The sequence below is a fragment of the Agromyces ramosus genome (assembly GCF_030817175.1).
Classification (GTDB): domain Bacteria; phylum Actinomycetota; class Actinomycetes; order Actinomycetales; family Microbacteriaceae; genus Agromyces; species Agromyces ramosus_A.
In genome coordinates this window covers 637,821-650,249 of sequence record NZ_JAUSYY010000001.1, presented here as the reverse complement: position 1 = coordinate 650,249, position 12,429 = coordinate 637,821, and the positions used below count along the sequence as shown (strand labels likewise).

Sequence of the window (12,429 nt, the reverse complement as noted above, 5' to 3'; positions counted from 1 at the left end):
GATCAGAGCAGGCCGGCGTCGGCGAGGACCTGCTGCGTCTGCTCGAGCGACTCGAGGTCCGCCAGGTCGAGCTCGGGGTTCACGAGGCTGTCGAGCGACGGCAGGCCCTCGGGTGCGGCGATGCCCGGCAGCAGCGGGTACTCGAAGGTGTCCTCGACGAAGTACCGCTGCGCCTTCTCCGAGACGAGGTACTCGACGAACGCGAGCGCGTCGGGGTCGCCCTCTGCGCCCTTCAGGATCGCTGCGCCACTGACGTTCACGATGCCGCCGGGGTCGCCCGGGAGGAACTCGAGCTGCGCGCGCATGTTCTCCTCGCCCTCTTCCGCGGCACGCTCGAACCAGTAGTAGTGGTTGATCAGGCCGATGTCGGCCTGCCCCTCGTTCACGAGGTCGAGTGTCGCGAGGTTGTTGTCGGTGAGGATGGGGTCGTTCGCGGCGATCGCGTCGACCCACTCGGCGGCCGCCTCTTCGCCCTCGAGCACGCGGAGCGCCGTGATGAAGGACTGGAAGCTGGCGTTGCCGGGTGCGAAGGCCACACGGCCCTTCCACTCGGGAGCGGCCAGTGCATCGACGGTGTCGGGCACCGTCTCGGGCGTGAGGTGCTCGCCGTCGTAGGCGATCACCCGCGCGCGTCCCGTGACGCCGATCCAGCTGTCGTCGTCGGAGGTGAATCCGGCCGGGATGAGGTCGGCGAGCTCGGCCGGGATCGGCGAGGTGAGCCCGGCGTTCGCGATCGAGCCGAGGGCCCCGGCATCCTGCGAGAGGAAGACCTCGGCCGGCGTGCGTTCGCCCTCCTCGAGGAGCAGCGCGTTGAGCTCGGGGCTCGTCGCGTAGCGCACGTCGATCTCGATGCCCGTGTCCTCGGTGAACTGCTCGAGGAGCGGTCCGACGAGGGCCTCGTTACGGCCGGCATAGATCGTGAGGGTGTCTTCGCCCTCGGTCGACGGCGATCCGGATTCGGGGCTCGCCGTGCACGCGGCGAGGGTCAGGGCGACGGCGACGCCCGCGCCGAGGGCGAGGACAGGGCGGAATGAACGCATGGCGATGCTGCTCCGAAGGTCGGGGGAGTCGCCTCGATGGGAGGCTTAGGTAAGCCTAAGCTGATTCGCCGCTTCGGCAAAAGCGGATGACCACGCGCGACCCGGAGATCAGGCCGCCGCGAGCGAGTGCGAGTCGAGGATCGTGTAGCTGTAGCCCTGCTCGGCGAGGAAGCGCTGGCGGTTCTGCGCGAAGTCCTGGTCGACGGTGTCGCGCGCGACGAGCGTGTAGAAGTTCGCGGAGAGACCGGACTCCTTCGGCCGCAGCAGGCGGCCGAGGCGCTGCGCCTCCTCCTGGCGAGAACCGAACGAGCCCGACACCTGGATCGCGACGGTCGCCTCGGGCAGGTCGACCGAGAAGTTCGCGACCTTCGAGACCACGAGCACGGGGGTGCGGCCATCGCGGAACTCCTGGAACAGGCGCTCGCGCTCGTCGACGGGTGTCGCACCCGTGAGCTTCGGCGCGCCGAGGGCCTCGGCGAGCTCGTCGATCTGGTCGAGGTACTGCCCGATGACGAGGATGCGCTCGCCAGCGTGCCGTTCGACGAGCTGCCGCACGACGCCGAGCTTCGCGGGAGCCGTCGCGGCCAGCCGGTAGCGCTCGTCGTCGGCGGATGCCGCGTACGCGAGTCGCTCGGACTGCGGCAGGTCGATGCGCACCTCGTAGCACTCGGCGGGCGAGATGAAGCCCTGCGCCTCGATCTCCTTCCACGGCGCGTCGAACCGCTTCGGGCCGATGAGCGAGAAGACGTCGCCCTCGCGGCCGTCTTCGCGCACGAGGGTGGCGGTGAGGCCGAGGCGGCGGCGGGCCTGCAGCTCCGCGGTGAGCTTGAAGACCGGCGCAGGCAGCAGGTGCACCTCGTCGTAGACCACGAGACCCCAGTCGAGGGCGTCGAGGAGCGCCAGGTGTGCGTACTCGCCCTTCCGCTTCGCGGTGAGGATCTGGTAGGTGGCGATCGTCACGGGCTTGACCTCCTTCACCTGCCCCGAGTACTCGCCGATCTCGTCGGCGGTGAGGGACGTGCGCCGCAGCAGTTCGTCGCGCCACTGGCGCGCCGAGACCGTGTTCGTCACGAGGATCAGGGTCGTCGTCTTCGCCGTGGCCATCGCACCCGCGCCGACGAGGGTCTTGCCGGCGCCGCAGGGCAGCACGACCACGCCGGAGCCGCCATCGAAGAAGTTGTCGACCGCCTGCTGCTGGTAGCCGCGCAGGTGCCAGTCGGAGAGGTCGAGCTCGATCGGATGCGGCGTGCCGGGCGTGTAGCCGGCGAGGTCCTCAGCCGGCCAGCCGAGCTTCACGAGCTCCTGCTTCAGCGCACCGCGAGCCCATGGCGCGACGAGGAAGCTCTCGTCGTCGATGCGCTCGGTGAGCAGCGGCGCGATGCGCTTCGCGTTCGCGATCTCGGTGAGCACGGCGATGTCGGAGCTGTGGAGGCGCAGGGCGCCGTCGTCGGTGCGGTCGACGACGAGCCGGCCGTAGCGAGCGACGGTCTCGCGCATGTCGACGGCGACCGTCTGGGGCACGGGGAACTTCGCATAGCGCTCGAGCGTGCCGAGCATGTCCTCGGCGTCGTGCCCGGCCGCGCGCGCGTTCCAGAGGCCGAGGCGCGTGATGCGGTACGTATGCACGTGCTCGGGCGCACGCTCGAGCTCGGCGAAGACCGCGAGATCGTGCCGCGCATCTTCGGCGAGCGGGTGCGCGACCTCGAGAAGCACGGTGCGGTCGCTCTGCACGATGAGGGGGCCGTCTGACATAACGATCGAGTCTACGCCCGCTTCGGGGGACGACGGCCGGATGGTGCCGTCACGCGCCCGCCGGAGCCGGCGCGACGGCCGCGATCGCCGAGAGCGGCAGCGTGCGCTCGATGTCGGCCTTGCGGTCGCGCGCCCGGAGCCGGCCGTTCGCGACGCTCGCCGGTGCGAGCAGGTAGTCGGCGGTGTCGCCGCCCGGCATGCGCACGGTCACGGTGAGCGTCTCCTTCGCGCGAGCCGCCGCCTCGAGCTGCCGCGCGAGCCAGGCCTGCTCGGTCGCGGCCTCGTCGCCGTCGTCGAGCACCCGGTCGAGGAGCGCCGCGATCGGGTCGGTCTTGACCACCGGGGGCGGAGCCGGCGCGAGGCGATGCCGGCGGAGGCGCATGATGCGACCCTCGGCGTCTTCGGCGGCGACCGGGTACTTCGCGTCGGAGAGCGCCCAGAAGACGAGGTCGGGGGTGAAGCGGGAGAGCAGCCGATGCGGACCCGTCTGGCGCAGGCCGAGGGAGGCGAGCGACTGGTCGACCGCGAGCGTGCGCACGAGCTGCGGGTCGTCGGAGCGGATCGAGGCGCGTGCGGGGGCATCCGACTCGGGTGCCGCGGCGACGCGGACCGACCCGAACCGGGCCGCGGCCTCGCCGATGAGGTAAGCGAGCGGCTGGGGGATGCCGGTGAGCGAGAGCGCGCCGAGGAACTCGAGAATCGATTCCGCCGATTCGCCCGCGGCGAGCCCGCGATTGACGGATGCCGCGCTGACGCGATAGGTCGAGGCGAGGTCGCGCGCCTCGATGTCGACGAAGCCGCGGAGCCGTGCATCGAGCGCGGGCTCGAGCGGACCCGGCGAGACGATCGTGAGATCGTGCTGGAGGTAGACCCGGTCGACCTGCGGCGGGAAGTGCGCGGCGAGCATCGTCGCGGCGCGGTCGAGCTGGCCGGCGAGCACGAGGCGCCCGGCCTCGACGGGTTGGCCCGCGACGGCGAGCCCGAGGGCCTCGGCCTCGTCGATGAGCCGCTCGAGCCCTTCCTCGATCCAGCGGCCGCCGGCCGGATAGAACCAGTGCACGTCGTCGCGGAGCGTCGAGGCGGTGAGCGTCTCGCTGCGGCGGCCGACGAGCTCGCGGAGCGCTGCCGGGATGCGGTCGCGCCAGCACTCGGCGAGCCGGCGCCAGCGCCCCGCCGCCGACTGGAGGGTCCACTCGGCGCCGAGGTCGGACTCGAGCCAGAATGCGCCCTCGCGCACCACGAGGCCGGCTTCATCGGCGCGGTGGAACAGGCGGGGGAGGGATTCGAGGGGCGTGCCGCTGGCCTCGGCGAGACGCTTCGAGTCGGGCAGCGCGAGGCCGCCCTTCGCGAGCTCGCGTGCCGGCTGGCTGCCGAGCCCCGACAGCAGCTCGGCGGTGGCGGCCACGGTCGCGTAGGCGGACTCCGCCGCACGCCGCTCGAGGATGCTGCGATCGACCTCGTCTGGAGTGATGAGGACCGGCGGGGCGGGTGCGGCCAGCTCGGCCGTGGTCGGCAGGTCGTGGTCGGACTGCACGCCGAGCCGGGCGGTCACCGCGTGCGGGATGTGCACGCGGTCGCCGTCGCGCACGACGAGGAGAGCGGCGGCGAGTGCATCGACGAGCTCGCCCGCGGCATCCCTCAGCTCATCGGATGCACCGAGGCGCACGAGCTCGGCGCGGACCGCCTCGACCGTGGTGCCGCCCACGTCGTCGCGCGTGTCGACGATCGCGGCGAGCACCGCGAGCCGACGACGATCGAGACGGCTGATGGTGTGGTCGACGGAATCGGGTGCCAGCAGGGCCTCGGCGAGGTCGAAGAGGTCTCGGGCCCCAGAGGCGTCGAACTCGCGCGTCGAGAGCGCTGCAGCGAGTTCTTCTCGCGGCAGCCCGCGGAGTCGTGCGGCGAGCTCGAGCATCGTCTCCGGATCAGCTCGATCCGGCTCGGGAAGCGCGGGCACGGCGGATGCCGTTGACGATGAGGAGCGCGATCAGCAGGAGGAACGCGGCCGGCAGCGCGAACCAGGGCAGCATGATGACGAACGGCCACATGCCCTCGCTGAAGCCGTTGTCGGCGGCCGCGCCGATCGCCGTGCCGATCATGAGGGCGAAGAATGCGAGGATCGACAGCCCCACCAAGGCGGCGAACATCGCCGCGAGGACACGTTCGGCGCGATTGTCGGTGATGGGGCCGGATTCGCTCACTCGTCCAGAATAGGCCAGTGGGCGCCCTCTCGGCTGACCGGAGCCCTAGACTGGGCGTTGGACGGGCCCGCCATTTCGGCGCGCCCAGCGACACGAGCGAGGTTCCCACGATGCCCACCGGCAAGGTCAAGTTCTACGACGAGGAGAAGGGATTCGGCTTCATCAGCTCCGATGACGGCCAGGAGGTCTTCCTCCACGCATCCGCTCTTCCCGCCGGCGCGACCGTGCGTGCGGGGAGCCGTCTCGAGTTCGGTGTCGCCGAAGGCAAGCGCGGCGCGCAGGCCCTCTCGGTGCGCGTGCTCGACACGCCCGTGAGCCTCACGAAGATCAATCGCATGCCCGCCGACGACATGGCGATCATCGTCGAAGACGTGGTGAAGGTGCTCGACGGCATCGGCGCCGATCTCCGCCGCGGCCGCTACCCCGACAAGGCCAAGACGCGCACCGTGGCTGCGGTCCTGCGCAAGGTTGCTGACGACCTGGATGCCTGAGCAACCCGAATCCGAGGCGACGCCCGAGGTCCGGGCCGACGAGGCGGCGTCCGCCCAGGCCGACGAGGCGACGCTCGTGACCCAGACCGGCGAGCCCGCACCCGTCATCGACGCCGGCGAGCCCGCACCCGTCATCGACGCCGATGAGGTACTGCTGGCCTCGGTCGACCTCGCACGCCGTGCACTGCTCGACGTCACTCCGCCCGAGACCGTCGGCGGCGTCCTCGGCCACCTCGTCGAGGGCGAGCACGTGCTCACCCTGCTCTTCGCCGCCGATCTCCGCGGCTACCCCGGCTGGCACTGGAGCGTGACGATCGCGCGGGTCGACGATGGCGAAGCCACGGTCGTCGAGACCGAGCTGATGCCCGGTGACGCTGCGCTCCTCGCTCCCGAATGGGTGCCGTGGTCCGAGCGGCTGGCCGACTACAAGGCGGCCCAGGAGGCGATCGCCGCGGCCGCGGGAGAAGTCGGCGACGCGGCACCCGATGTCCTCGTCGATGATGCGTCCGACGAGTTCGACGCCGACGACGACGACGACGAGCTCGACGAGGACGACGACCTCGACGACGACGACGATGAGCTCGACGACGATGACGATGAGCTCGACGACGACGACGACGACGATGACGATGAGCTCGACGACGACGATCACGACGACGCGGTCGACCAGTTCGACGGGATCGACATCGACGCTCTCGACGACTCGACCGACGACGATGCCGACGGGGCCGACGAGGCCGATCAGCCCCTCGGGCCGCCGACCGCCTGACGCGAGCGCCGCCGGCTGAGCTGCACCACGACGAAGCCGAGCACGCCGAGCACGACGCCCGCGATCGACGCCGGGATGAACCATCCGAACCCGGCGTCGATGAGCGATGCCCGGAACATCAGTCCCAACACGAGCGCGAGCGCCCAGACGACCGTGCCTGCGACGACGGCCTTCCTGGCGTCGGCCCGGGCCGGCACGGGATCGGGCCGACGCTCGTCTTCGCTGAGCCAGAACCGCAAGGGACTCAGCCGATCTCGGCGAGCACGTAGTCGATCGACGCCGTGAGGGCGCGAACGTCGTCGGGATCGATCGCGGTGAACGTGGCGACTCGCAGCTGGTTGCGACCGAGCTTGCGGTAGGGCTCGGTGTCGACGATGCCGTTCTCGCGAAGGATGGACGCGATGCGCGCGGCATCCGTCGACTCGTCGAAGTCGATCGTGACGACCACCTGCGAGCGATCTGCCGGCTCGGCGACGAACGGCGTGGCCACCCCGGTACGCTCGGCCCACTCGTAGAGCACCGACGACGACTCGCGGGTGCGGGCGTCGGCCCAGGCGAGGCCGCCTGCCGCGTTCATCCAGTCGAGCTGGCTCTCGAGGAGGAGCAGCGTCGTGAGCGCGGGCGTGTTGAGCGTCTGGTTCAGGCGCGAGTTGTCGACCGCGTTCTTCAGCGAGAGGAACTCGGGGATGTACCGGTCGCTCGCGGCCACGCGCTCGACCCGCTCGATGGCGGCGGGCGACATGAGGGCGAACCAGATTCCGCCGTCGGAGGCGAAGTTCTTCTGCGGCGCGAAGTAGTACACGTCGAACTCGGAGGCGTCGACGAGGATGCCGCCCGCGGCACTCGTCGCGTCGATCACGGTGAGCGCGCCGCCGTCGCCGGCCACCCGCGTGACGGGCGCCATGACGCCCGTCGACGTCTCGTTCTGCGGCCATGCGTAGACGTCGACGCCGCCGACGGGCTCGGGCGAGGACCGGGTGCCCGGATCGGCCTTGCGCACGTCGGGCGACTCGAGCCACGGGGCGCCGGCGGCCGCGGCGAACTTCGCCCCGAACTCGCCGAAGGAGCAGAGCTGCGCTCGGCGCTCGATGAGGCCGGATGCCGCGGCATCCCAGAACGCCGTCGAGCCGCCGTTGCCCAGGACGACCTCGTAGCCGTCGGGAAGCGAGAACAGCTCGGCGAAGCCCGCCCGGACGCGACCGACGAGCTCCTTCACCGGGGCCTGGCGGTGCGACGTGCCGAGGATCGACGGGCCGACCTCAGCGAGATGCGCGAGCTGTTCGGGCCGGACCTTCGACGGCCCGCAGCCGAAGCGTCCGTCGGCGGGCAGCAGGTCTCGAGGGATCACGGGGCTCGGCATGCGTCGATTCTAGCGACGGGGTGGCGGCCGGTAGGCTGGAAGACGGGCTGTGACAACGGGAGGATACGCGTGACCGATCTCATCGACACGACGGAGATGTACCTCCGCACCATCCTCGATCTCGAGGAGGAGAACATCGTTCCGTTGCGTGCGCGCATCTCCGAGCGACTCGGTCACTCGGGGCCCACCGTCTCGCAGACGGTCGCGCGCATGGAGCGTGACGGGCTCGTCGTCGTCTCAGGCGATCGTCACCTCGAGCTCACCCCCGCCGGCCGATCCAAGGCCGTGCACGTCATGCGCAAGCACCGGCTCGCCGAACGACTGCTCTCCGACATCATCGGCCTCGACTGGGAATACGTCCACGACGAGGCATGCCGCTGGGAGCACGTGATGAGCGAGCAGGTCGAGCGCCGGCTCATCGAGATCCTCGGCAGCCCCCGGGAGTCGCCCTACGGCAATCCCATCCCGGGGCTCGAAGAGCTCGGGCTGCCGCCGAGCGACTCGTTCATGACCGGCGTCGTCAACGTCGTCGAGGCCGTCGACGCGAGCGACGTGCCGGTGCGCGGCGTGGTGCGCCGCCTCGGCGAACCCGTGCAATTCGACCCCGAACTCCTCCTGCAACTGAAGCAGGCGGGCGTCGTGCCCGGCGCCGCCGCCACCTTCAGCAAGTCCGGCGGCTACGTGCTCGTCGAGGTCGACGGAGCCGACGGCGGGCTCGAGTTGCCGAGCGAGGTGGCCGGTCATCTCTTCATCGCAGCAGAGACGCCGATCGCCGCCGCACCGTGACCAGAATGTGACATTCGGGCGAGAGTCGCGTACGCTCGGTCGAGTCCACCGGCACGAAGCCAGTCGGAGGGCCAGGATCGAGAGCCTCCCAAGCCCACCGCTCGATCCAGTACCCGTGAAGCGCCGCTGCGCGCATCCGGTGGGGTGACATCCGATGTCGCGGGGCGACGGAGGTACACGTTTTGGCTCGATTCTCCCGGCGTCGTCCTACAAGGAACCACGCTCGCGGGGCCGCGACGAAGGCGATCATCGCTTCGAAGCCGCCCGTTTCGCCCACGCACCAGCCCACAGGAGCCGTCTCATCGGCTCCACTCCCATCGACCCGCCGGCTTCGCCGGGGCGGTCTCGCCAACGTGGTCGTCATGACCATCGCCGCCGGCATCGTCGGCACGCTCGCCATCCCCGCCTACGCGTTCGCGCCAGGTAGCGAGGGCACGCAGTACGGCGCGACCGACGCGACGAAGCTCACCAAGGCCGAGGCGCAGTCCGTCGAGGTCGCCGACGACGTCCTCGCCGCTCCGCTCACGAACGACGCGTACGAAGCGGTCACCGGCGCCGAGATCAAGGCCGCCGCCGACGCAGCGGCGGCCGCAGCCGCCGCGGAGGCCGCTCGCGTCGCGGCGGAGTCCGCCATGACCTCGTACGCCGCGTCGTACAGCGGCCCGTCGGTCGGCGACTTCCTCGCCAACCCGCCCTACCCGGGCTACGACCTCGGGAGCGTCTACAACGTCGCGACGCAGTACATCGGCACGCCCTACGTCTACGGTGGGGCGACGCCTGCCGGATTCGACTGCTCCGGCTTCGTCATGTACGTCTTCGCACAGTTCGGCATCAGCATGCCGCACTCCTCGGCCGGCCAGGGCGCGATGGGCACCCGCATCTCCGAGGCCGACGCCCAGCCCGGCGACCTTGTGATCATGCCCGGCCACGATGGCTTCTACGCCGGCAACGGCATGATCCTGCACGCACCGTACGAGGGCGCATCCGTTCGCATCCAGCCCATCTGGACGAGCGACTACTACATCGTGCGCATCGGTATCTGACCGGTGAACAGCGCGTGAGCGCGACGTGGGCGGCGTGCCGGATTCTTCCGGTACGCCGTTCATGTCTTACCCTTGTAGCCTGACGTTCCGATTCACCGGACGGGGAAGCCAATGGTTCAGCCGCGCAGCATCCATTCCACGGATGCGCGCGCGCTCTTCGACCAGCGGCACAGTAGTCAGCCGAGCACGACGAGCGCGACCACCGCGCCCACGGGCACTGTCTTGATGACAGTGCCCGTTTTTCGTTTCCCGGCACCCCGCGAGGCCCCCGGATCGTCGTTCCGTTCACGCGGCTGGAAGCCATCCAGCACCGATCGAAAGGCAGCCGATGCGCACCCTCGTGCTCAATGCCGGGTATGAACCCCTCGCCGTCGTCTCGTTCAAGCGCGCCCTTCTCCTCGTGATGAACCAGAAGGCGACCGTGATCCTCCACGAGGAGGGCAACCCGGTGTGCGCGGCGAGCGGCTCATGGGAGCGACCGAGCGTCATCCTCCTGACCCGCTACGTCCGAGCCCCACGCGGGCACCAGGTCCCGGTCAGCCGGCGCGGAGTGCTGCGCAGAGACGAGCACCGCTGCGCCTACTGCGGCAGGGCAGCCTCGACGATCGACCACGTGCTTCCGCGCTCGCGCGGCGGCAGGGACACGTGGGAGAACCTCGTCGCGTGCTGTCTGCGCTGCAACAACACGAAGAGCGACCGCACGCCTGCCGAGATGGGCTGGGAGTTGCGCTTCACCCCGCGGATGCCCGGCGGTCGCGGCTGGGTCGTGCGCGGATTCGAGCGGCCGCTGCCCCAGTGGAACGAGTACCTCGCCGCGGCGTGATCGTCCGTGACAAAGCGGCGGGGCGTGCCCTATGGTGGTACGAGTCCGGAGCACCGACACCGCTCCGCGACCTGAGAAGCCACTCCGATCCGGGCTGCTGCGCGGCCTGCGATCGGTGCCGGAGGTGCAGCTGTTGAGCGGTGACGAGACGAACGACGCCCATGAGCGTTCGCGCACTGGGCGTCGCGCGACCGAAGACGGTCGCGGCCGTCGAACCGACTCGACCCGCGCGCGGCGCGGCCGGGTGAAGCGAGCGGATGCCGCGGCATCCGTCGCCCACGGTCCCGCCAACGCCGGCGGGCGCGACCTCGGTCGCGCCGTGCAGTCGAGCCGGCGAGCCGTGCGCCGCAACGGTCCCGCGCGCGTGTTCGCCACCGTGCTCGTGGTGCCCGCGATCGTCGGCACCGTCGCGTTGCCCGCCTACGCGTTCATGCCCGGCGGCGACGCCTTCGGCGTGTCGAGCGAGTTCAGCCTGTCGCGCCGCCGAGGCTCAAGACGTCGACGTCTCCGCGCTCGCGAGCGGTGCGCCGCTGTCAGCGGCCGACGCCTACTCGGTGACCACGAAGGCCGACATCGAGCAGGCGCGCATCGATGCCGAAGAGGCGCAGCGGGCCACGTGGGCCGCCGAGCTCGCGTCTCGCGGGTCGGGCAGCTACGCCATCTACACGGTCAAGGCCGAGGGCGACGACTACCCCTGGTGGGACCAGGTGCCCGACGACTACGGCGGAGGGCTCTCGCCGCTCCGGTACTACTACCGCGAATGCGTCGACTTCGTCGCGTGGCGCCTGAACCGTGACGCCGGCGTCACGAGCGCGCCCTGGAAATGGGACTGGAGCAATCTCGCCTCCGGAAGTGCCTACGCATGGGCCGACGCGTGGGCGTCGAACGGCTGGCCCACGTCGAGCGAACCCGTCGTCGGAGCGGTCGCGTGGTTCCCCTACAACCACGTCGCCTACGTGCAGTCGATCAACGGCGACGGCAGCGTGAACATCGAGGAGTACAACCAGAACTCCGACCACTCCTACCACCGGCGCACCATCCCGGCCGGCTCCGCCCTGTACCTCTACCCGCCGGGCTGAGCAACGCGCCGCGTTCGCCTTACGGCACGCGAGCCAGGCACGCCGGCGCGGGCGTGGCGACGGTCGAGACGACCTCGGTCGGCACGCCGTCGCGATCGACGGCGATGACCGCGATCGAGTCGGAGGCCTGGTCGGCGACGAGCACGTGGCGTTCGTCATGGGTGAGGTGCAGGTCGCGCGGATGCCGCCCGCCCGTCGGCACCGTCGCAACGAGTTCGAGCGTGCGTGCGTCGGCGTCGAACCGCAGCGCCCGGAGGGCGTCGGCGTCGCGGTCGCCGATGAGCACGATGCCCGTTCGGGTGAGGCGGATGGCGGAGCATCCGAGGCCCCGGGGTTCCACGTCGTCACCCACCGAAAACCATCGCACCTCCTCGCCCGTCGCCAGGTCGACGATGCTCGCGGTGCGATCGAGCTCGTTCGCGACGATGGCGAGGTCGCCGCTGATCACGAGATGGCGGGGTCCGGCTCCGGGGTGCAGCACGATGTCGTCGGCATCGGAATGGTCGAGCGACCGGGGGAGCCCCGCGAGGTCGAGCACTCGCACACGGTCGGCACCGAGATCGGGCACGAGCAGCCGGTCGCGCGCCGAGTCGATCACGACCTGATGCGGGTGCGCCCCCTCCTGTCGCTTCGGGTTCGGGCCGGTGCCCGTGAAGTCGATGGCGAGAACGGCGTCGGCCGCGACATCCGGAGCCACCTGGTGCACCGAGAGCCGCCCGCCCGAGTAGTGCGCGGCGAAGAGCAGATCGCCCGACTCGTCGAACGCCAGATGGCACGGGCCGGCGGCACCCGTGGTGCCCGGCGCGCCGAACGCGCGCAGCTCATCGCCCTCGATGGTCCAGGTCGAGACGAGCCCTTCGGCACGCTCGTGCACGATGCCGAGCACGCCGGTCGCCGGCGACACGGCGAGATACATGGGGTTCTCGCCGACGTCGATCTGCTCGCCGAGCGTCGCCTCGCCATCGGCCGTCAGGTCGATCGATCGGATGCCGCGTGCCGGCGATCCCAGCGCGCCGGTCGTCGACGCGCCCACCCAGAACCTCGTGCCCGTGGTCGCCATTGCTCGTCTCTTCCCTGCGGCGCTG

General features: G+C 70.7%; 13 protein-coding genes. 6 read left to right on the top strand and 7 right to left on the bottom strand.

Features of this window, described 5'->3' with window-relative positions; all coding sequences use genetic code 11:
• Window positions 1–2: 2 nt before the first annotated feature.
• The 4 genes from QFZ26_RS03130 to QFZ26_RS03115 all read right to left on the bottom strand — a co-directional run bounded on the left by QFZ26_RS03130 (window position 3) and on the right by QFZ26_RS03115 (window position 4,993).
• Window positions 3–1,040 carry an iron ABC transporter substrate-binding protein gene (locus QFZ26_RS03130; RefSeq protein ID WP_307039170.1) on the bottom strand — a complete coding sequence of 346 codons (1,038 nt, stop codon included), beginning with the start codon at window positions 1,038–1,040 and terminating at the stop codon, window positions 3–5.
• A gap of 108 nt (window positions 1,041–1,148) precedes the next feature.
• Entirely contained in the window at window positions 1,149–2,792 is a 1,644-nt protein-coding gene (locus tag QFZ26_RS03125) for a DNA repair helicase XPB (RefSeq protein ID WP_307039168.1), read from the bottom strand.
• 49 nt (window positions 2,793–2,841) lie between these two features.
• Entirely contained in the window at window positions 2,842–4,707 is a 1,866-nt protein-coding gene (locus QFZ26_RS03120; protein WP_307039165.1) for a helicase-associated domain-containing protein, read from the bottom strand.
• Window positions 4,708–4,717: 10 nt separating this feature from the next.
• Complete coding sequence (locus QFZ26_RS03115; RefSeq protein ID WP_307039163.1) at window positions 4,718–4,993, bottom strand: multidrug ABC transporter ATPase; 276 nt, start codon at window positions 4,991–4,993, stop codon at window positions 4,718–4,720.
• 110 nt (window positions 4,994–5,103) lie between these two features.
• Here QFZ26_RS03115 and QFZ26_RS03110 point away from each other — a divergent pair, with 110 nt between their 5' ends.
• Together QFZ26_RS03110 and QFZ26_RS03105 are read left to right on the top strand one after the other, a co-directional pair.
• Window positions 5,104–5,484: a cold-shock protein gene (locus QFZ26_RS03110; protein ID WP_307039161.1), complete on the top strand. Its 381-nt coding sequence runs from the start codon at window positions 5,104–5,106 to the stop codon at window positions 5,482–5,484.
• Window positions 5,477–6,253 (top strand): DUF3027 domain-containing protein, encoded by a 777-nt coding sequence (locus QFZ26_RS03105; protein WP_307039159.1) that lies wholly within the window; start codon window positions 5,477–5,479, stop codon window positions 6,251–6,253. The genes QFZ26_RS03110 and QFZ26_RS03105 overlap by 8 nt, the downstream gene beginning before the upstream one ends.
• Here QFZ26_RS03105 and QFZ26_RS03100 read toward each other — a convergent pair.
• Both QFZ26_RS03100 and serC read right to left on the bottom strand, forming a co-directional pair.
• Window positions 6,226–6,492: a DUF2530 domain-containing protein gene (locus QFZ26_RS03100; protein ID WP_307039157.1), complete on the bottom strand. Its 267-nt coding sequence runs from the start codon at window positions 6,490–6,492 to the stop codon at window positions 6,226–6,228. The genes QFZ26_RS03105 and QFZ26_RS03100 overlap by 28 nt on opposite strands.
• A gap of 5 nt (window positions 6,493–6,497) precedes the next feature.
• Entirely contained in the window at window positions 6,498–7,613 is a 1,116-nt protein-coding gene (serC, locus tag QFZ26_RS03095; protein WP_307039154.1) for a phosphoserine transaminase, read from the bottom strand.
• A 69-nt stretch (window positions 7,614–7,682) separates the two neighbouring features.
• Here serC and QFZ26_RS03090 point away from each other — a divergent pair, with 69 nt between their 5' ends.
• From QFZ26_RS03090 to QFZ26_RS03075, 4 genes are all read left to right on the top strand, one after another.
• Window positions 7,683–8,399, top strand: coding sequence for a metal-dependent transcriptional regulator (locus QFZ26_RS03090; RefSeq protein ID WP_307039152.1), 717 nt, complete (start codon window positions 7,683–7,685; stop codon window positions 8,397–8,399).
• A gap of 362 nt (window positions 8,400–8,761) precedes the next feature.
• Complete coding sequence (locus tag QFZ26_RS03085) at window positions 8,762–9,442, top strand: C40 family peptidase (protein WP_307039150.1); 681 nt, start codon at window positions 8,762–8,764, stop codon at window positions 9,440–9,442.
• Window positions 9,443–9,770: 328 nt separating this feature from the next.
• Complete coding sequence (locus tag QFZ26_RS03080; RefSeq protein WP_307039146.1) at window positions 9,771–10,265, top strand: HNH endonuclease; 495 nt, start codon at window positions 9,771–9,773, stop codon at window positions 10,263–10,265.
• A 554-nt stretch (window positions 10,266–10,819) separates the two neighbouring features.
• Window positions 10,820–11,344 (top strand): CHAP domain-containing protein, encoded by a 525-nt coding sequence (locus QFZ26_RS03075; protein ID WP_307039144.1) that lies wholly within the window; start codon window positions 10,820–10,822, stop codon window positions 11,342–11,344.
• A gap of 19 nt (window positions 11,345–11,363) precedes the next feature.
• On the opposite strand, the gene QFZ26_RS03070 is transcribed toward QFZ26_RS03075, so the two are convergent.
• Window positions 11,364–12,404: a lactonase family protein gene (locus QFZ26_RS03070; RefSeq protein ID WP_307039142.1), complete on the bottom strand. Its 1,041-nt coding sequence runs from the start codon at window positions 12,402–12,404 to the stop codon at window positions 11,364–11,366.
• Window positions 12,405–12,429: the final 25 nt, after the last annotated feature.

Coding starts and splice junctions, on each gene's coding strand:
- QFZ26_RS03085 (WP_307039150.1), top strand. CDS start 8,762: ATGACCATCGCCGCCGGCATCGTCGGCACGCTCGCCATCCCCGCCTAC.
- QFZ26_RS03120 (WP_307039165.1), bottom strand. CDS start 4,707: ATGCTCGAGCTCGCCGCACGACTCCGCGGGCTGCCGCGAGAAGAACTC.
- QFZ26_RS03110 (WP_307039161.1), top strand. CDS start 5,104: ATGCCCACCGGCAAGGTCAAGTTCTACGACGAGGAGAAGGGATTCGGC.
- QFZ26_RS03130 (WP_307039170.1), bottom strand. CDS start 1,040: ATGCGTTCATTCCGCCCTGTCCTCGCCCTCGGCGCGGGCGTCGCCGTC.
- serC (WP_307039154.1), bottom strand. CDS start 7,613: ATGCCGAGCCCCGTGATCCCTCGAGACCTGCTGCCCGCCGACGGACGC.
- QFZ26_RS03105 (WP_307039159.1), top strand. CDS start 5,477: ATGCCTGAGCAACCCGAATCCGAGGCGACGCCCGAGGTCCGGGCCGAC.
- QFZ26_RS03080 (WP_307039146.1), top strand. CDS start 9,771: ATGCGCACCCTCGTGCTCAATGCCGGGTATGAACCCCTCGCCGTCGTC.
- QFZ26_RS03070 (WP_307039142.1), bottom strand. CDS start 12,404: ATGGCGACCACGGGCACGAGGTTCTGGGTGGGCGCGTCGACGACCGGC.
- QFZ26_RS03125 (WP_307039168.1), bottom strand. CDS start 2,792: ATGTCAGACGGCCCCCTCATCGTGCAGAGCGACCGCACCGTGCTTCTC.